The sequence below is a fragment of the Paraburkholderia gardini genome, assembly GCF_907164545.1.
Classification (GTDB): domain Bacteria; phylum Pseudomonadota; class Gammaproteobacteria; order Burkholderiales; family Burkholderiaceae; genus Paraburkholderia; species Paraburkholderia gardini.
Genome location: NZ_CAJQZB010000020.1, coordinates 79,115 through 96,843 on the forward strand (window position 1 = coordinate 79,115; position 17,729 = coordinate 96,843).

The window sequence follows — 17,729 nt, forward strand, 5'->3', positions numbered from 1 at the left end:
ATGGCAATGAGCCCCTTTGCCGGCGACGATGAAGATGGTCTGATGAATGAAATCAACATGACACCGCTCGTCGACGTCATGCTGGTTCTCCTGATCGTTTTCATGGTCACGATTCCGGTGATCCGCCACGCGGTGAAGATCGACCTGCCGCACGCGAGCAGCCAGAAAGAAGAGACGAAGCCCGCGCAGGTCACCGTCAACGTGGAGGCCGACGGCACCGTTCTGTGGGACAACACGCCCGTCACCGACGACGCATTGCGCGCGAAGATCGCAGCCGCCGCGCAGGTCACGCCGCAGCCGGAACTGCATCTGAACGCGGATCGCAAGGTCGCGTATGAAAAGGTCGCCGAAGTGATGTCCGCGGCGCAGGCGGGCGGTCTGACGAAGATCGGTTTCGTCACCGAGCCGAAGAAGTAATATGCTGCTTCGTTGCAGCGTCCGGGAGCAGAAAACCCCTGTATTCAAGGGCTAAAACCAGGGGCTAAACGCGACGGATAAAGTAAAAGGCCTTCATCGTCAGATGAAGGCCTTTTTTTGTGCGCACTCGGCGCCTTCGGGCGGCGGGATCACTTGCCATGAGAATAGCCGGAGTCACCGCATGCGACAGCCGTGGTCGACACGGACAGCGCGCTCAGCCCTATCAGGCTCGCTATGATAGCGGCCATGAGTTTTCGCATAAGAGACTCCTTAGCGAAGGGATTTCACTATAGGCCCGTCAGCGCGCGCATTCAAGCAAACGGCCATTGAAAGTACCGATCACTGCCCGCGCTTAAATGCCAAAAGCGATATCTGCCGCTCTCGGCGCGTCTGCTGCTTTCAGCGCACGCGGCTCGGGCCGGCTATCCGGGCACTCCCTCATCATGTACGCACCGCTCCGCTCATCGAGCATCTCGACCAGATAGTCGACGAACGCGCGCACGGCCGGCACCATCCCCTGCCGCGAGACGAACACAGCGTAGAGCTGCGGCGTCGGCAGTGTCCAGCCCGGCATCACCGGCGAAAGTTTGCCCGAGCGTAACGCCGCGCCGTACATCATCTCCGGCAACGCGGCGATACCCACGCCCGCCAGCACCGCTTCGAGCACCATCATCAGGTCGGCGCTCACGAGACGCGGCTCGTGTTCGTGCAGGTGACGCGTGCCATCGGGCGCGATCAGCGTGAACACGTGACGCCCGTCGGTGGTCGGCGTATCGAGCGTTTCGAAGCGCGCGAGGTCGGCCGGTTCCAGCGGCGGCGCATTCTGGTTCAGGAGGCTCGGCGCGCCGACCAGCATCTGCTGTGTGCGCCACAGCGGCCGCACCACGATGTTGGCGCTTTGCGGCGGCTCCGAGCGCACGCGCAACGCGATGTCGATCGAATCCTCGTACAGATCGACGACGCGATTCGTCACCCGCATCACGACACGCACTTCGGGATAGCGATGCATGAACTCGGGCATGATTTCCGAGAGGATCGTCTGCGAGACCGTAACCGGCACGCTCACGCGAACCGTGCCGCGCGGCGACGAACGCAACTGCTGGACCACGTTGACGGCCGCCTGCGCTTCCGTGAGCATCGCCTGGCAATGCTGGTAGAACAGCTGACCGGCTTCCGTGAGCGCGAGCTTGCGCGTGGAACGCTGCAACAGCCGCACGCCGAGCGACGCTTCGAGTTCGGTCAGACGGCGTGACAGGCGCGACTTCGAAATGCCGAGCACCCGCTCCGCCGCCGAGAATCCCCCGTGCTCGACGACCTGCGAGAAGTACATCAGGTCGTTCAGGTTATGCGAATCGATCTTCATTTCATCGTTCCACTCATAGAACAATCCATTGCGAGACGGCGGCTGGCACCGCGAAAATGCGTCCCTATAATAGCGCTATGTTTCAAAAATGATGCTATTCCCCATTTTTCGAGGTGACTTTGATGAGCACGACACGCACGATCGAACGCACGTATCCCGCGCTTCGCACGACCGAGGGTGGTGGCTTCATCGTCCATCGCCCGTTTCCGACGCGCATGCTGATGGATTTCGATCCGTTCCTGCTGCTTGACGAGATGGGTCCCGTCGACTACGCACCCGGCGAAGCGAAAGGCGCGCCGGATCATCCGCATCGCGGCTTCGAGACGGTCACCTATGTGCTTGAAGGCGAATTCGGCCACAAGGATTCCGCCGGCCACTCGGGCACGCTGCGCCAGGGCGACGTGCAATGGATGACGGCGGGCGCCGGCGTCGTGCATAGCGAGATGCCCGATCCATCGTTCGTCGCCACGGGCGGCCGCGTGCATGGCCTGCAGGTGTGGGTGAACCTGCCGCGGCGCGACAAGATGATCGCGCCGCGTTATCAGGAAATGCCGTCGGCGGGCATTCCGGTCGCGACTTCGGCGGACGGCACCGTGCGTGTGAAGGTGATCGCCGGCGAGGCGCTCGGCGTGAAGGCGCCGATCGAAACGCGCACGCCGATCCTGTATCAGCATTTCACGCTGCAACCGGGTGCGAGCATCGTGCATCCGGTGCCGCGCGATTTCCGCGTGTTCGCCTACGGGCTGTCCGGCAAGGGCCTGTACGGCGAAGCGCGTCGCGACGTCGATGCACGCACGATGGTCGTATTCGGCGACGACGGCGACACCGTGACGCTCGCCGCCGGCGAAGAACCGCTCGACGTCCTGCTGCTGGGCGGCGTGCCGCTCAACGAACCCGTAGTGCGTTACGGCCCGTTCGTGATGAATACCGAAGAAGAAATCCGTCAGGCGGTCATCGACTACCAGGCCGGCCGGATGGGACAGATCACGCATTGATCGCGGCGCACGCCGCACACCTCGCAGGTGTTGTCCTGCCCGTCTGCCGCCGGCAGGCGCGACGGCGCCCCGGCACCCTGCAAAGGGGCGCGGCCCGAAGCTTCACAAATTCGTTCACAATAACGGCTCATGCCGCGCCTGACGTGCTCCGCACGGCACCCAACCGTTTTCCCGCAGGAGATCGCATGGTAGAGCCCGCAGTCACCGCCCACATTGGTTCGACGAATTTCCAGGTCCTGCTGGACGACGGCGCCCACACATGGATCGCCGACGAGCCTGAATCACTCGGCGGCGGCGATCGCGGTCCGGGGCCCGTTTCGATGCTGCTGTCGAGCCTCGGCGCGTGCACATCGATTACGCTGAAGATGTACGCACAGCGCAAGGGCTGGCCGCTCGCCGACGTGCGCGTGACGCTGTCGATCGAGACCGGCGAGGAAGGCACGACAATCGATCGCAAGGTCACGCTCGAAGGCGACCTCTCCGGCGAGCAGCGGGAACGGCTCCTGCAAATAGCCAATGCATGTCCGGTGCACAAGATCCTGACACGTCCGATCTCGGTGCGCACCGGACTCACCGCGGCCTGATACCCATGCATAACCGGCGCCGATTGTTGATACCGGTTGCGCAGCGTCTTAAGAGGAAGCAGTCGTTTTGAATTTCGAACATCTGATCCAGATCAACGACCCGATGAACCCGCTCGTCGAAATCATGACCCGCGAGCAGTTATGGGAAGGGCTTGTGCTACGCGCCGAACAGCCGCAGCTCTTCGTGCTGGGTCTCGACAGTTGCACGATCCTCTCGCGTACGGACAGCACGCTCGAGCGCGAACTGCATTACGGCGAGGCGACCGTGCGCGACCGCGTCACGCTCACGGCGGACGAAAGCGTGCGTTACGACATTCTCGCGACGCAATCCTATGTCGGCGGATCGCTCACGATGTCGATCGAGCAGCCCGACGGCCTGCAGCTCTTCCTGCGCTTCAAGTACGAAACCACGCTGCCGGCCGCCGATACCGAAGACGAACGCACCACCAGCGAGATCGTGAAATCGGCCTATCGCGAGTCGGACATCGACACGGTCCGCCTCATCCGTCAGTACGTGCAGGGCGGTGGCCAGGCGCCGGGCCAGTTGCACTGATTTCATGGCGCCTGCCTGTGCGACGGCCCGCTGCGGCCGTCGCGATGCGCCGCTTGCTTGATCGGACCCTGGCTACCGCGAGACACGCCTCACGCATTGCCCGCGGCAAGCTTGTAGTCCGACAATCTGAATACCTCGACGGTCGCCTTCAGGTCGCGCCCCTGTTCTTCGAGCGACTGCGCGGCGGCCGCCGCTTCTTCGACGAGCGCGGCGTTCTGCTGGGTCACTTCGTCCATCTGCGTGACTGCCAGTGCAACCTGCTCGATACCGGTTTGCTGGTCGGTCGAAGCAGCGGATATCTCACCCATGATATCTGTCACGCGCCGCACGCTCGTATCGATCTCATTCATCCGCTGGCCGGCCTCCGCGACCAGCAAACTTCCGGCACGCACACGTTCAGCGGACGTTTCGATCAGCGCCTTGATTTCCTTTGCGGCAGACGACGAGCGTTGCGCAAGTGTGCGCACTTCTGCCGCGACCACAGCGAAGCCGCGGCCTTGTTCTCCGGCCCGGGCAGCTTCGACCGCCGCATTGAGCGCGAGGATGTTGGTCTGGAATGCAATGCCTTCGATGATCGCGATGATGTCGCCGATCTTTGTTGAACTCTGACTGATTTCGGCCATCGTGGCGACAACCCGGCTCACGACCGCGTTGCCCCGTTCGGCCGTGCCGACGGCGCTCGACGCAAGCGTACCGGCGTGCCGCGCATTGTCGGTATTCTGCCGCACCGTGCCGGTCAACTCTTCCATGCTGGCCGCCGTCTCTTCGAGCGAGGCCGCCTGTTGCTCCGTGCGCTGCGACAGGTCGAGATTGCCCGATGCAATCTGGCTCGACGCCGTACCGATACTCCCGGCCACGGCACGAATGCGCTGAACGATGCCCTCCAGGGAGCGGCTCATCGCGAGGATGGATTCCATCAGTTCGCCGAATTCGTCGACTCGGGTCACCGTCAGTTTCGCGCTCAGATCGCCTTGTGCAATTCTCGCCGCCAGTTGACTGACTTCGAGCAAAGGCGTGCGGATTGACCGGATCAGTGCAGCAGCACCGGTCAGTACGCTCAGTGCGAGAACTGCAATCAATATCGCCGTTGTCGCAAAGATGATGTATCGCTGACGTGCGAAATCTGCCTGGGCCGTCGCCAGTTGCTGCTCCTGCAGTTCGACAAATGTCCTTATCGCGTTGCCGTAAGCAGTCTGAACCGGCATGTATTGCTCGTGCAACATGGCAAGCGCTGCCGGCTTTCCGGCCTCGCTGGATTGCATGGCCACGACTTTGTCCCGGGTTGCCAGCACCTGCCTGCGCAATCCGGCGATCGTGTCTAACTGCTTCCGGTCCGCGGCGGTGTGTGCGAGGGTGGCTATCGTCTTCTGCACTGCGGCGATCCGGGAAATCGTCGCGGCGTTGTCCTTGCTGAAGACATCCGATAGCGCGGGATCGGCGCTGATAATCATTGCCTGCGTGCGCACTGCCGCAGTGTCCGCGAGCTTCGACCACGCGTAAGCAGCAGTCACTTTCGCCGACAGCATTTTCAGCGAGGTTTCCCGTTGCACCTCCATGCTCGCGAACCGCCACATCGACAAGCCAACGATGCCGAAAATCAGCATCAGCAGCAGCGCGGTTGAAATCCAGAGTTTGGTGGCGAGTTTCATGCAACCCTTGTTCCATGAGCTGTCGCGATAGGGGCAACAGTGTTTAAGCAAGCCCGCTCGATACGTCCCGGCCGGATTACCGGGACGGGACGGCAAACAAATACATTCGATATGTCGCGCGAGGCCGACGCGATGCACAGATGGCCTGCGATACACCGGGCGGGTGTCCGTTCGACGAGGCGATTCACTCGCGGCTACGCTCTCACGATGACGCTTCCCACACGGATGTAGCCGCGACGCCTGCCCGGCGAGGGACGCCGCGGTCACGTCCACGGCAGGGTCAAGCAACGTCATCTGTCATGCCGGCTCCATGCCGTGACGAAGCTTGACGGGGCCCGCCGCGGGAGAGCCCAGAAATGAGAGCAGTGCCCACGACGCATCTTTTTGTCTGGATAGCATGCAGATGGCCGCCGAGAAAACGGTGACGATCTGGATTTCAGGCGGCAGCGGTCCGAGAACATCGATGCCCGACACGTGCATCAACTCGCTCGACTGCTGGAAACCGAGTTCGACCTCCCCGCGCGCGACGAGCATGCCCACCGGAACGCCTGGCGGCGCCTGCACGATGCGCGGCGCGATGGCCTGCGCGATACCCCAGCGCTCGAACAGCCGGCTCAGATGCACACCGCTGGGCCCCGTCGAATAGCCGATGCTACGCGCGGCCAGAATCGCGTCGCGAACGGCCGCTTCACTGCCGATGTCGGGCCGCGGCGCACCGGCCGCCACCGCGACCGCGACGCCTGAACGGGCCACGTCAACCCGACTGGCCGGATCAATCCGGCCGGCTTCGACCAGCCTGTCGAGTGCGTCGGCCGCCAGCACGACGACGTCGAACGGCTCGCCTTCCTGAACGCGCCGGGCGGCGGCAACGCCTCCGATCGACTCGATCGTCACCCGCTGCCCCGACAGCCGCTCGTATTCCGGGACCAGCCCGGCGAGTATCTGACGCGTGGCCATCGAGGAAATGCCGGTGATCGCTTCGCCCGTGGTGGGACCCTTGACCATGTTTGCCGCCCTCATCAATCGATGTAACGCAGGCCCGCCTGCCGCAACGGTTCACGCATGCTGTACATGTCCAGACCAAGCACGCCCGAGGCCAGCTTCGCGCGCTTCTCGCCTTCGTTGGCCTCGCGTGCGATCGCTTTCTCGAACACCTTCTGCGCCACCGCTGCCGGCACCACGACCACGCCATCGTCGTCCGCGACGACGACGTCGCCCGGGTTCACCAGCGCTCCAGCGCACACCACCGGAATATTCACCGACCCGAGCGTCGCCTTGACGGTGCCCTTCGCGGACACCGCCTTGCTCCACACCGGGAACTGCATCGAGGCCAGCTCGCTGATGTCGCGCACGCCACCGTCGATGATGAGCCCGCGCGCGCCGCGCGCCTTGAAGCTCGTCGCGAGCAGATCGCCGAAGTAGCCGTCGGTGCAGTCCGTGGTGACCGCCGCCACGACGATGTCGCCCGACTGGATCTGCTCGGCCGCGACGTGCAGCATCCAGTTGTCGCCCGGTTGCAGCAGAACCGTGACGGCTGTGCCGCCCGTGCGCGCGCCAGCATGGATCGGGCGCATATAAGGCTTCAGCAGGCCGACGCGGCCCATCGCCTCGTGGACTGTTGCCGAGCCGAGCGCGCCGAGCTTCGTAGCGACGTCGCCGTCCGCGCGTTTGATGTTGCGATACACCACGCCAAGTTCATACATGATCAGATCCCCTTCTTTTTCAGTGCCGCGTCGAGACGTGGATACACGCGACGCGCGTTACCTTCGTAGATCCTGTAACGCTCATCCGCATCGACATGCGCGGCTTCGATGTAGCGTTTCGTGTCGTCGAAATAGTGGCCCGTCTCCGGATCGATGCCACGCACCGCGCCGATCATCTCGCTCGCGAACAGGATGTTGTCGACGGGAATGACGCGCGTGAGCAGGTCGATACCGGGCTGGTGATAGACGCACGTATCGAAGAAGACGTTGTTTAGCAGATGATCCTTCAACAACGGCTTTTTCAGCTCCTGCGCCAATCCGCGAAAGCGCCCCCAGTGATAGGGCACCGCACCGCCGCCGTGCGGGATAACGAAGCGCAGCGTCGGAAAATCGCGGAACAGGTCAGATGTCAGGCACTGCATGAACGCGGTCGTGTCCGCGTTCAGATAGTGTGCGCCGGTGGTGTGAAAGCACGCGTTGCAGCTCGTGCTCACGTGGATCATCGCGGGGATGTCGTACTCGACCATCTTCTCGTAGATCGGGTACCAGTAGCGATCCGACAGCGGCGGACTCGTCCAGTGACCGCCCGACGGGTCCGGGTTGAGATTGATCGCGACGTTGCCGAACTCCTCGACGCACCTGACGAGTTCGGGAATGCACGTGGCGACGTCCACGCCGGGGCTTTGCGGCAGCATCGCAGCCGGCACGAAGTGATCGGGAAACAGCTGGCTTACGCGGTAACACAGTTCATTGCAGATCGCAGCCCACGTGCTGGAGACCTGAAAATCGCCGATGTGATGCGCCATGAAGCTCGCGCGCGGACTGAAAATCGTCAGATCGAGGCCGCGTTCGCGCATGAGCCGCAACTGGTTGCTTTCGATCGACTCGCGCAGTTCGTCGTCGCCGATCTGCAATCCGGACGCCTTCGGCATCTCTGACGGATTGCCGATGCCCGCAATCTGGCGGTTACGCCACGCCTCCAGCGCTTTTGGCGCGGTGGTGTAGTGGCCGTGGATATCAATGATCATCGTCGCTCCGGATAACTGGATAATTAATTGAATTACCGCTCGATTACTTGAGTGTGATGCGCCGGCTTCGCTAGCGAGACTCGTCTGCTACACAGGTGCCTCGCCCTAAAACGTATGCTGCATGCCAACGCCGTATGTACTCCCCGATGGATTGGCCGTCAGCTTGTCGTACGAATAAACCACATACACATACGTACGTTTGGACAAGATGTAGTCGTACGCGATGGATCCGGTATTGCGCACGTTGCTACCGTTCAGCGGCGCGCTATGTCTGGTCCGCGCCCACTCGGCGATAATCTTGTTCGACGGCGTCAACGGAATGGAAACACCCAGTTCATACGTATGCGAGCCGGTCTCGACATTGTGGTTACTGGTCATCTGCGCGGCCCCATAGAGCTTGATCAAGTTAAAGTCGTAGGCCGCGCCCGCGAGGTAAAGGTCCTGTCCGGTCGACGGCGCGACCGCTGCTGTTCGTACGCGCTGCGCGGAGAACACAGCTGTCAACGGTCCCTTTGCGTAGGTCAGGTGCAAACCGATGTTGTCGCGGCCCTGATGCCCAGTCGTGCTGCTGACGCCGTAGATCGCCGTAGCCTTGAGTCCGCCATAGCTGGGTGAAACATACTCGACGGCGTTGTCCCAGACGGTGTCGCCGATCTCCGTATTGTTGTAGCTCGCGGTGTACGACTGCACGATCAACGGCGAGAACACCACTGACGAGCCAAACGGATTGACGAGCTGCTGATTGATATAGGTCGGATTGGTCTGTTCACCGAACTTGAACGTGCCGTATGCCCCGGTCAATCCGACATAGGCGTTGCGCGAAAACAGGCCATCCGTCGTGTTGCGGCCCATCTGCCCCGTGTTCGGCCTGAAAAAACTTTCGAGCGCGAAGATCACCGCATTGCCGCCGCCAATGTCCTCGCGGCCACGCAGGCCCCAGAACGACGTTGTCATTCCGCCGCCCGCCAGCTGTACCGTGCTTGCCCGCGCCGTGCTCAGTCTCGAACTGTCGATATACATGCCGATCAATCCATACATCTGCACCGAAGAGGATGGGATCGCCGCTGTGCCAGCCACGGCCTTCGAATCGTCGGCGTATGCGGTGCGTGCGACGAGCCCGCTGACCGCGAGCAATGCCACGGAAAAGCGTGCCGCGTTGAGTTTCGGAAGCGTACGGGTACGGCTATTTTTTATTGTCGTCATGTTTTGTCTCTAAACCAGTTTGTAATTTTTTGCGCGAGCGACTCCCGCTGCGTGCGCGAAAAGCGCACGCAGCCAGCAAACACTCCGTTTTTTTGCCTGACGGCCGTTCAGTCGGTGCGTCGGTGCGACATGACTGCGTTCAGTTTCGAACGATCGAGTTCGTTCTCCCACGCGGACACCACCAGCGTGGCGACACCATTACCGATGGTGTTGGCGATCGCGAGCCCCGTTCCCATGAAGCGATGAATGCCGAGAATCAGCACCATGCCGGACACGGGAATAATCGGGAACACCAGCAGCGTCGAGGTCAGCATCACGAAGGCTGCCCCAGCCACGCCGCTCGCGCCTTTCGACGTCAGCATCGCGACGCCCACCAGCGTCAGTTGCTGCGTCAGGCTGAGTTCGATGTTGAAGGCCTGCGCGATAAACAGCACGGCCATCGTCAGATAGATATTGGTGCCGTCGAGATTGAACGAATAGCCGGCCGGAATCACGAGACCCACCACCGATTTCGAACAGCCTAGCCGTTCGAGTTTTTCGAGCATCTGCGGCAGCGCGGCCTCGGACGAACTCGTGCCGAGCACGATCAGGATTTCCTCGCGGATATAGCCCAGAAAGCGCAGGATGCTGAAGCCGAGCATGCGCGAAATCACACCGAGCACCACCAGCACGAAGAAAACGAGCGTCACGTAAAACGCGCCGATCAGCTTCAGCAGAGGCACCACGGCGCCGATACCATAGGTGCCGATCGTGAACGCAATCGAGCCGAACGCGCCGATCGCCGCAACCTTCATGATGATGTGGACGATGCCGAAGAACGTCTGCGCAAATTGATCGAGCATGCGAACCAGCGGCCGCCCGTGTTCTCCCATCGCCGCGAGCGCGGCGCCGAACAGCACCGAGATCAGCAGGATCTGCAGTACGTTACCGGTCGAGAACGCGCTAAACACGGTGTCGGGAATGATATGCATCAGAAACTCGACCGTGTTCTGATGATGCGCGGCGGTCGTGTAGGCGGCGAGCGCCTTGGTATCGATCGTGGCGGGATCCAGATTGAAGCCGGTGCCGGGATGAAACAGATGCCCCATCACGAGGCCGATCACGAGTGACAGCGTCGACACCACTTCGAAATACAGCAGCGCCTTGCCGCCGACACGCCCGACCTTCTTCATGTCACCCATGCCGGCCATGCCGGTGACCACCGTGCAGAAGATGATCGGGCCGATCACCATCTTGACGAGCTTGATGAACGCGTCGCCGAGCGGCTTCATCTGCACGGCGAGTGTCGGCATGAAATGGCCGAGCATCACGCCGAGAAGAATCGCGACGAGTACGTGGAAATACAGCGAGCGATAGAAGGGCTTCTTCGCGCTGCGTGCGGGAGAGGCCATCACGGCACTGTCGTTCATGACGCCGCTCCCTGATCGGCCGGAATGGCCGCAAGGGCCGCGTGGAGATGCATGTCGGTCATCGTGGTTTCCTGATATGAATGTTGGAGCGAAAAGCCGGTCAACCCTGGATTTTCGCCTGTCTGCCATTCTTGATGTGGCAGTTCAAAAGAGAGCGAAACGAACAGTTCGCTCAGAATCCGTAAAGCCGTGCCGGGTTCGTAACGAGCAGTTGTTCGCGCAGCGCCGCGTCCGGACAGAAGCGGAACAGCAAATCGACCAGTTCGCCGTCGTTCGGCATGTCCTTGCTGATGTTCGGATGCGGCCAGTCGGTGCCCCACAGCACGCGATCCGGCGCGGCTTCGATCAGCGCGCGCGCGAAGGGAATCGCATCGTCGAACGGACGGCGGCCCGCGGACACGCGCTCGGCGCCGCACACCTTGACCCATGCGAGCGGATTGCGCATCAGTTCGAGCAGTTGCCTGAACGGCTGCTGCTCTACCCCGGCTTCCGCACGCACACGGCCCATGTGGTCGATGACGAACGGCACCTTGATGCGCGCGATCCGCCCGGCGTATTGCAGGATGTCCTGCGCGTCGAGATGCAGTACGACGTGCCACCCGAGCCGCTCGATACGTTCGAGCACGCGGTCGAATACGTCGAGATCGGGCGCACCGCCCAGATGGGCGACGAAATTGAAACGCACGCCGCGCACGCCGCGTGCATCGAGATCTTCCAGCTGCTCGTCGGTGACATCGCCGTCGACGATCGCGACGCCGCGATAGCGTCCGTTGCCGCGTGCAATCGCATCCAGCATCGCGGTGTTGTCGGTGCCGTGGCAACTGGCCTGCACGATCACGCCGCGGCTCGCGCCGAGATGATCATGCAGCGCGACAAGGCGCTCGAAAGGCGCGTCGGGCGGTGTATAGCTGCGGTCCGGCGCGTACGGAAACACGTCGGCAGGGCCAAATACATGGCAGTGTGCGTCGCAGGCGCCGGCGGGCAGGCGCTGAACGGGTCGAACGGGATGGGGATCGGGTGGCAGGCAGGATTTCATGGAACGTTGTCTCGATTTCATGTGCGACAAGGCGCGACTTTCTCTGGTGATACGCATTGTGGCCGCATGGATGGCTCGCTACAATCTCGATACCCAACTAGCTGATATGTGAATTTCGCATAGGCAATGCAAAATGGACCTGAAGCAACTCGAAGCCTTCGTTCACGTCGCCGAGCTCGGCAGTTTTACGCGCGCGGCGATTACGCTCGACACCAACCAGCCTGCCTTGAGCCGGCTCGTACGACATCTGGAGGTCGAGTTGCGGCACACGCTGCTCGAACGCAACGGCCGCGGCGTGACGCTCACGCCGGCCGGTCAGCGGATGCTCGCGCATGCGAAGGGCATCCTGCAGCAGGTGCAGCGTGCCTCGCAGGATCTGGACGAGTTGCATGGCGCGTCGGGCGGCCATTTCGCCATTGGCATCACGCCGAGTTTTGCGAGGGTCGCCACGCATGATCTGGTGCGGGGTTTTCGCACTTCGTTTCCCGGCGCGACCATCTCGGTGGCGCAAGGCCTGTCGACCTATCTGGTCGAATGGCTGATGATGGGCCGTATCGACGTAGCAGTTCTGTACGACACGTTCGATACGCCGTTGATCGACAAGCGAACCATTTTCACTGAAGAACTGTTTCTGATCGGCCCGGACAGTGGCGACAGATTCACGGAGGCAGACCACGAGCCCATCACGACGATCGCGCTGCGGGAGATCGCGCGCTACCCGCTCGTCATCCCCGGCCGTATGCATGCGATCAGACGGATGGTCGAGGCGGCTGCCGCGGAGCAAGGCGTACGATTGCGGATCGAACTGGAGGTCGACGCAGTGACCTCGATTCTCGACCTCGTCAACGAGGGCATCGGCTACGCGGTGCTGTCACTTAACGCGACCACCAGTGACGTACTCAAGCGCCGCTTCCTGGTGACCCGCATTACCGAGCCGACGCTCTTCAGCCGTCTTGCGATCGCGACCAGCAGCAAACACACGCTGTCACAACTGGCAATCCAGGCGATCGCAATGCTCGAATCCAGAATATTGCCGCTCTACGGCAATGGGCAGGCTCCGGCGAAAACTGGATGAGAGCCTTCGCCGATGAAAGGACCTGCTCCCCGCGAACCCGTTTGTCGCGCCCACTTGGGGTGGTCTCCCCGATGACAACTTTATTTTGCGCGACGCCTACGGCTCTCCCTATCAAAACCGGAATCCGATGAATTACTCAACCTTGTAAATAGGAATTGTTATCATTTAGAATCAATCCATCGAATCAACCAACCGATGCCACGAATGACAGACTTCACGCGCTCTTCCACGCTCAGCCTGCGCCGCTCGCCGAACGCCATGCTGACCAGCCGCCCGAAGCCCGCCATGCCGGGGTGCGACCTCGACGGTGACCGGAGTCGCAGCCGGAGCGAAGGTCCGGACCAGAGCGCGCCGGAGTCAGCCGGGCGCAGCGTATCGAGTGAGTCGTTATTGCAGGGGCGCAGCCACGTCAGCATCATGCATAACGGCGAAACGTATCAGCTTCGGGCCACGCGGCTCGGCAAGCTGATCCTGACGAAGTAAGCAGCAAACCAGATTCAGTACGTACCGGGTATTGTGGGGACCACCTCTCCGGGAGGTGTTGGGCAGTAGCCAGCCATCGACGGCTTGCACGCGAGATCTAGACCCCTTCGTGCAGACACCAGGCCAGCCGTCGCAGCCAGCCAGGCCGCTTTTTTGGTTCTCACCGCAGTGCGGGCGCAAAGTACGCAACACGCGCATCGCGACTGATTGAAACGCAACGCAAAAGCCGTGTGGATGAAATCATCCACACGGCTTTTTCTTCTGGCTGCTGCGAGTGCGTTTCGCTGTCTACGGCTATCGATCCGGCACGGCGGATGCCATGAAAAGGCAGATCAACCGGTCAGTCCGAGCGCCGCGATGCCCGCACGCGCGATCGCGGCATCCTGTTCCGACTTCACGCCCGAGACGCCAATCGAGCCCACCACTTCGCCGTCGACCACGATCGGCACGCCGCCCTCCACCATCGAGACAAGCGGCGCGCTCAGGAACGCCGTGCGGCCCTGCTTGATGATCTCTTCGTAGACTTTCGTTTCGCGCCGGCCGAGCACCGAGGTGCGGCCCTTGCCGATCGCCATGTCGACCGTGCTGGGTGCGGTGTTGTCGCCGCGATGCAGATAGAGCAGATGACCGCCATCGTCGAAAATCGCGACGGTCACGTTCCACTGATTCGCCGCCGCGTGTGCTTCGGCGGCGGCGGCCATTTTCCTGACGTCTTCGTCGGTTAATGCGGGTTTGGTTCTCACGATCTGACCTCGGTTCTGGACTGTAAATGCCGTCAGCGCGTCCAGCCCCAGAACATCAGCCACCACGCACTGTCGACGACCGCTAGCGCGGCCATGAACCATACCATCGCAAGGCTGCGCTGGAAAAGCCGCGCGCTATAGCGGCGCGTGACGAGCCACGCGAGCCACGCACTCCAGACGTTGGCGATGACGAGAATCCCGATCCGCACATCCGACGCCCACCACAGCGGTACGTGTTCCGCGCGCAGCAATGACAGCGTGGTGGCCGACAGGCCAAGGAAGACGCCCGTGCCGGCGATCGGAATGAGCCCCTGCGCGAAGTGATGCAGGCGCACCCAGCTAAAACGGCCGAGCACGCGCGTGCCGACCATCAGGAGCGCCAGCAGCACGGTGCCGTACACCATGCCCGTGGCCACGATGTAGCCGATCACCATCGAGCCGTCGAGCCACGAGAACACGTCGTTCTGTTCCGGGTAGTGCGTGAAGAGGAACCACGGCGCGTTGGTTGCGAGCGGCCACGTGATGTCGTGATCGACGAGCCACGTCGCGAAGAACATTTTCAGATCGACGAACCACGGCGAGCCGGTCCAGTGGAACGCGCCGATCGCAATGCCGAGCAGGCCGTACAGGATGAGCGCGGTGTCCCACGCGCTCGCCTGTTTGTCGCCGAGATCGACCACCTCGCTCGAGGGTGAACGCCACGTGAGCGCGATCGCGTCGCGGTGTCCGCTGCAACGGCCGCACATGTGGCACGCCGCGGCACCCTTCATGTTGCGCAATGGCAGAAGCGGCGCGCAGTTGATCGGGACCACACGATGACCGTGCTCGCCTTCCTTGTACGAACGGCGCCACGCTTCTTCATCGACCTTGAAGTGAAACGGCGCGAGCCGCGCCAGAAGTGCAAAAACCCCGTTGACGGGGCACAGATATTTACACCAGACGCGTTTTTCGCGCCCGTATAGCAACCCGATGATCATGGCCGCGAACGTCGAGCCGCCGAGCACCAGCAGCACAGCCTTCGGATACTGGTAGACGCTGACCATCTGGCCGTAGATCGTCGTGATCCCGAAGGCGACGAACGGCCAGCCGCCCCATCGCATCCAGCGTGGGATCGCCCGGCCGCGTCCGTATTTGCTGGCGAATTCGGCGAGCGCGCCTTCGGGGCACAACACGCCGCACCACACACGACCGAGCATCACCATCGAAAGCAGCACGAACGGCCACCAGATACCCCAGAACACGAACTGCGCGGCAAGCGTCAGGTTGTTCCACAGATGCGCCGTATCATCGGGCAGCGGCATCACGGCCGGCACCATAATCAGGAACGCATAGACCGCAACGACGACCCACTGGACGCCGCGGATCGCAGCGCCGTGGCGCTGCATCCACTGGCCGGCCTGCGCAAGCCGGCCGGAACGGCCCGTGGATACCAGGCTGCTCATGCCGCGCGTCCCGCCTGCCGTTGCACCGGGCCGCGACTCGCGCGGCGCACCAGCAGCCAGACGACCGCCCAGTAAACCGCATAAGCCACGAGATTCATCAACGCCGGATGGGCGCGATAGCCGGTAAGCGTCGCGACGAGCGAGCCGAACGTGCTCGAATCGTCGAGTATCGCGGACGTGTTCCACACCTGGTCGACGAGCGTCGGCAGGATTTCCTTGTCGATTAGCTTGTCGACGCCCGTCTGGAACAGACCCGCACCGAGAAACAGCAGCATGATTTCCGTTACGCGAAAAAAGAGTCGCCACGAGAAGATCTTGCCGCCGAGCTGAAGCAGATAAAACGTGAGGAACGCCAGCGCGAGGCCGATCGCGACCGCCAGATACTGGCTCGCATCGACGTGCCCCGACTGACCGAACCCAAGGCCGTAAAGGAAAATGACCGTCTCGCTGCCTTCACGCGCGATCGCCAGCGCGACCAGCACCGCCACACCCCACCAGTTCGCGTCCTGGGTGCTTTTTTCCAGCGACTTTTCCATGTCGCGCTTGAGCGTGCGGCCATGCTGCTTCATCCACAGCACCATCTGCACGATCAGCACGCAGGCGACCAGCACCATCGCCGTCTGGAAATAATCCTGCGCGTCACCCGACAGCACTTCCGTGAAACCGACCAGCGCCGCGCCGAGCGCCACCGCCGCGAGCACGCCTGCCGCGACACCCGCCCACAGATAGGGCAGCCCGCGCCGCGCGCTTTCATCACCGTTTTTCAGCCACGCGTACAGGATGCCGACGACCAGCAGCGCCTCGACACTTTCCCGCCATACGATGAACAACACCTGACCCATCGAAATTTCTCCCGCTCGTTTGCGCATGCCACGGGCCGCTACACTGCCCCGCCGCCGCCCCGCATCGAAGCATGTTTACTTCGCGACGATGACGCCTTGCGCTTCCTGGTGAAAATCGTCGAAAAACTTGTATTCGCCCGGCGACAGCGGCGCAATCACAACGAACGAATCGGCGCCCGGCGCGAGCACCTTTTCCTTGCGCAACTGCACGCTTTCGAATTCCGCCGCGCCCTTGCCCACGTTGCGCACTTCAATCTTGATACGCTGACCCGCAGGCACTTCGATGCGCGCGGGATTCAGCTTGCCGTCGTTCATTTCGAGCTTGAACGTCGGCAGATCCACGGCATGCGCCACGCCGACGAGCGACGTTGTCATGGCCAGGATCGCGATTTTCCTGTTGATTCTCATTAAGTCTTCCCTGCGCTGTCCCGCACCTTGCCGGGCGCCGGAAGACCTGGCTGCGTGTCTTCAGGGCCTTCGACGCCTGCGTTAGCCTTCATGACAGATGCGGCTCATGGCCGCGTCTGTCACGCCGGGCGATCCGCGGCCGGTCAGTAGCCGCCCTTCTTGCCGATGCCGGCGAACGTGAAGTCGTACTCGATCGAGAACGGCTTGAACCACGGACCCACGCCGGTTTCCTTGTCGACGTGACGGCCGAACGACATATGGCCCATCTGCATCGGCGGTTCGACGATCAGCTTCAGGTGATACTTGCCGGGGCCGAACATCTTGACGTTGTCGCCGTAGTGCGGGCCGTCGCTGGCGACCATCGGCATCATGTCGCCCTTCACCGACTGGTTCGAACCCACTTTCGACAGTTCGTACTTCACTTGCAGATACGGCATCCAGTCGCCTTCGGCGAAACCGGTCGGGTTGTTCTTGACGGCGTGGATGTCCGCCTCGAGGTGAACGTCGGAATCCGAGGCTTTGCGCATCATGCCTTCCGGTTCCATCGTGATCGGCTGCAGATAGACCGCGCCAATTTCCATGCCGCCTTCGATGTGCTGCTTGCCGATCGGATACTCGGCAGCCGACACCGACAAGGCGGCCAGCGCCGCCACGACCGCGGCGGCGCCGCGCGCGAATGAAGAAATCCGCATTGAAACTCCTTTGTTTTTATGAACTGAAGTGAATAAAGACGCAAAAAGACTTGCTGGCGAGGTTCCGCGTGCTGTCCCGCGATCATTCCTGCAATGCCAATCAG

General features: G+C 62.1%; 19 protein-coding genes. 6 read left to right on the top strand and 13 right to left on the bottom strand.

The window, feature by feature from the left end:
* On the top strand, positions 1–417 hold the full coding sequence (locus LPA37_RS15505) for an ExbD/TolR family protein (protein WP_228979196.1): 417 nt from the start codon (positions 1–3) through the stop codon (positions 415–417).
* Positions 418–769: 352 nt separating this feature from the next.
* Here the strand turns inward: LPA37_RS15505 and LPA37_RS15510 are convergent, their stop codons facing one another.
* Entirely contained in the window at positions 770–1,780 is a 1,011-nt protein-coding gene (locus LPA37_RS15510; protein WP_228979197.1) for a LysR family transcriptional regulator, read from the bottom strand.
* A gap of 122 nt (positions 1,781–1,902) precedes the next feature.
* Between LPA37_RS15510 and LPA37_RS15515 the strand changes: the two genes are divergently transcribed.
* The 3 genes from LPA37_RS15515 (at position 1,903) to LPA37_RS15525 (ending at position 3,912) form a co-directional block, all read left to right on the top strand.
* The gene (locus tag LPA37_RS15515; RefSeq protein ID WP_228979199.1) at positions 1,903–2,775 is read left to right on the top strand and encodes a pirin family protein; all 873 of its coding nucleotides are present in this window, start codon (positions 1,903–1,905) and stop codon (positions 2,773–2,775) included.
* Between the two features lie 185 nt (positions 2,776–2,960).
* Positions 2,961–3,359, top strand: coding sequence for an OsmC family protein (locus LPA37_RS15520; protein ID WP_228979200.1), 399 nt, complete (start codon positions 2,961–2,963; stop codon positions 3,357–3,359).
* A gap of 67 nt (positions 3,360–3,426) precedes the next feature.
* Positions 3,427–3,912, top strand: coding sequence for an SRPBCC family protein (locus tag LPA37_RS15525; protein ID WP_228979202.1), 486 nt, complete (start codon positions 3,427–3,429; stop codon positions 3,910–3,912).
* Positions 3,913–4,001: 89 nt separating this feature from the next.
* Here the strand turns inward: LPA37_RS15525 and LPA37_RS27830 are convergent, their stop codons facing one another.
* The 7 genes from LPA37_RS27830 to LPA37_RS15565 all read right to left on the bottom strand — a co-directional run bounded on the left by LPA37_RS27830 (position 4,002) and on the right by LPA37_RS15565 (position 11,940).
* A complete protein-coding gene (locus LPA37_RS27830; RefSeq protein ID WP_324251886.1) occupies positions 4,002–5,561 on the bottom strand; it encodes a methyl-accepting chemotaxis protein in 1,560 nt (519 codons plus the stop codon).
* 297 nt (positions 5,562–5,858) lie between these two features.
* The gene (locus tag LPA37_RS15540) at positions 5,859–6,566 is read right to left on the bottom strand and encodes a substrate-binding domain-containing protein (RefSeq protein ID WP_228979204.1); all 708 of its coding nucleotides are present in this window, start codon (positions 6,564–6,566) and stop codon (positions 5,859–5,861) included.
* A gap of 14 nt (positions 6,567–6,580) precedes the next feature.
* The gene (gene ligK, locus LPA37_RS15545; RefSeq protein WP_228979206.1) at positions 6,581–7,264 is read right to left on the bottom strand and encodes a 4-carboxy-4-hydroxy-2-oxoadipate aldolase/oxaloacetate decarboxylase; all 684 of its coding nucleotides are present in this window, start codon (positions 7,262–7,264) and stop codon (positions 6,581–6,583) included.
* A gap of 2 nt (positions 7,265–7,266) precedes the next feature.
* The gene (locus LPA37_RS15550; protein WP_229013022.1) at positions 7,267–8,292 is read right to left on the bottom strand and encodes an amidohydrolase family protein; all 1,026 of its coding nucleotides are present in this window, start codon (positions 8,290–8,292) and stop codon (positions 7,267–7,269) included.
* A gap of 105 nt (positions 8,293–8,397) precedes the next feature.
* Positions 8,398–9,495: a porin gene (locus LPA37_RS15555; RefSeq protein ID WP_228979210.1), complete on the bottom strand. Its 1,098-nt coding sequence runs from the start codon at positions 9,493–9,495 to the stop codon at positions 8,398–8,400.
* A gap of 107 nt (positions 9,496–9,602) precedes the next feature.
* Entirely contained in the window at positions 9,603–10,904 is a 1,302-nt protein-coding gene (locus LPA37_RS15560) for a dicarboxylate/amino acid:cation symporter (protein WP_228979212.1), read from the bottom strand.
* A gap of 172 nt (positions 10,905–11,076) precedes the next feature.
* Positions 11,077–11,940 (bottom strand): amidohydrolase family protein, encoded by an 864-nt coding sequence (locus LPA37_RS15565; RefSeq protein ID WP_228979214.1) that lies wholly within the window; start codon positions 11,938–11,940, stop codon positions 11,077–11,079.
* A 133-nt stretch (positions 11,941–12,073) separates the two neighbouring features.
* On the opposite strand from LPA37_RS15565, the gene LPA37_RS15570 reads away from it, so the two are divergent.
* Both LPA37_RS15570 and hemP read left to right on the top strand, forming a co-directional pair.
* Positions 12,074–13,015 (top strand): LysR family transcriptional regulator, encoded by a 942-nt coding sequence (locus LPA37_RS15570; protein ID WP_229013023.1) that lies wholly within the window; start codon positions 12,074–12,076, stop codon positions 13,013–13,015.
* Positions 13,016–13,219: 204 nt separating this feature from the next.
* Positions 13,220–13,498 (top strand): hemin uptake protein HemP, encoded by a 279-nt coding sequence (gene hemP / locus LPA37_RS15575; protein ID WP_229013024.1) that lies wholly within the window; start codon positions 13,220–13,222, stop codon positions 13,496–13,498.
* Between the two features lie 332 nt (positions 13,499–13,830).
* On the opposite strand, the gene LPA37_RS15580 is transcribed toward hemP, so the two are convergent.
* The 5 genes from LPA37_RS15580 to LPA37_RS15600 all read right to left on the bottom strand — a co-directional run bounded on the left by LPA37_RS15580 (position 13,831) and on the right by LPA37_RS15600 (position 17,625).
* Complete coding sequence (locus LPA37_RS15580) at positions 13,831–14,241, bottom strand: GlcG/HbpS family heme-binding protein (protein ID WP_228979220.1); 411 nt, start codon at positions 14,239–14,241, stop codon at positions 13,831–13,833.
* A 32-nt stretch (positions 14,242–14,273) separates the two neighbouring features.
* Positions 14,274–15,683, bottom strand: coding sequence for a 4Fe-4S binding protein (locus tag LPA37_RS15585; protein ID WP_228979222.1), 1,410 nt, complete (start codon positions 15,681–15,683; stop codon positions 14,274–14,276).
* Positions 15,680–16,525: an FTR1 family iron permease gene (locus LPA37_RS15590; RefSeq protein ID WP_228979225.1), complete on the bottom strand. Its 846-nt coding sequence runs from the start codon at positions 16,523–16,525 to the stop codon at positions 15,680–15,682. The genes LPA37_RS15585 and LPA37_RS15590 overlap by 4 nt, the downstream gene beginning before the upstream one ends.
* Before the next feature lie 75 nt (positions 16,526–16,600).
* On the bottom strand, positions 16,601–16,933 hold the full coding sequence (locus tag LPA37_RS15595) for a cupredoxin domain-containing protein (protein WP_228979227.1): 333 nt from the start codon (positions 16,931–16,933) through the stop codon (positions 16,601–16,603).
* Between the two features lie 143 nt (positions 16,934–17,076).
* Positions 17,077–17,625 carry an iron transporter gene (locus LPA37_RS15600; RefSeq protein ID WP_228979228.1) on the bottom strand — a complete coding sequence of 183 codons (549 nt, stop codon included), beginning with the start codon at positions 17,623–17,625 and terminating at the stop codon, positions 17,077–17,079.
* Positions 17,626–17,729 lie beyond the last annotated feature (104 nt).

Bases quoted from the DNA above. Each gene is read 5' to 3' on its own strand.
- LPA37_RS15505 (WP_228979196.1), top strand. From the start codon at position 1: ATGGCAATGAGCCCCTTTGCCGGCGACGATGAAGATGGTCTGATGAAT.
- LPA37_RS15510 (WP_228979197.1), bottom strand. From the start codon at position 1,780: ATGAAGATCGATTCGCATAACCTGAACGACCTGATGTACTTCTCGCAG.
- LPA37_RS15515 (WP_228979199.1), top strand. From the start codon at position 1,903: ATGAGCACGACACGCACGATCGAACGCACGTATCCCGCGCTTCGCACG.
- LPA37_RS15520 (WP_228979200.1), top strand. From the start codon at position 2,961: ATGGTAGAGCCCGCAGTCACCGCCCACATTGGTTCGACGAATTTCCAG.
- LPA37_RS27830 (WP_324251886.1), bottom strand. From the start codon at position 5,561: ATGAAACTCGCCACCAAACTCTGGATTTCAACCGCGCTGCTGCTGATG.
- LPA37_RS15540 (WP_228979204.1), bottom strand. From the start codon at position 6,566: ATGGTCAAGGGTCCCACCACGGGCGAAGCGATCACCGGCATTTCCTCG.
- ligK (WP_228979206.1), bottom strand. From the start codon at position 7,264: ATGTATGAACTTGGCGTGGTGTATCGCAACATCAAACGCGCGGACGGC.
- LPA37_RS15550 (WP_229013022.1), bottom strand. From the start codon at position 8,292: ATGATCATTGATATCCACGGCCACTACACCACCGCGCCAAAAGCGCTG.
- LPA37_RS15555 (WP_228979210.1), bottom strand. From the start codon at position 9,495: ATGACGACAATAAAAAATAGCCGTACCCGTACGCTTCCGAAACTCAAC.
- LPA37_RS15560 (WP_228979212.1), bottom strand. From the start codon at position 10,904: ATGAACGACAGTGCCGTGATGGCCTCTCCCGCACGCAGCGCGAAGAAG.
- LPA37_RS15565 (WP_228979214.1), bottom strand. From the start codon at position 11,940: ATGAAATCCTGCCTGCCACCCGATCCCCATCCCGTTCGACCCGTTCAG.
- LPA37_RS15570 (WP_229013023.1), top strand. From the start codon at position 12,074: ATGGACCTGAAGCAACTCGAAGCCTTCGTTCACGTCGCCGAGCTCGGC.
- hemP (WP_229013024.1), top strand. From the start codon at position 13,220: ATGACAGACTTCACGCGCTCTTCCACGCTCAGCCTGCGCCGCTCGCCG.
- LPA37_RS15585 (WP_228979222.1), bottom strand. From the start codon at position 15,683: ATGAGCAGCCTGGTATCCACGGGCCGTTCCGGCCGGCTTGCGCAGGCC.
- LPA37_RS15590 (WP_228979225.1), bottom strand. From the start codon at position 16,525: ATGGGTCAGGTGTTGTTCATCGTATGGCGGGAAAGTGTCGAGGCGCTG.
- LPA37_RS15595 (WP_228979227.1), bottom strand. From the start codon at position 16,933: ATGAGAATCAACAGGAAAATCGCGATCCTGGCCATGACAACGTCGCTC.
- LPA37_RS15600 (WP_228979228.1), bottom strand. From the start codon at position 17,625: ATGCGGATTTCTTCATTCGCGCGCGGCGCCGCCGCGGTCGTGGCGGCG.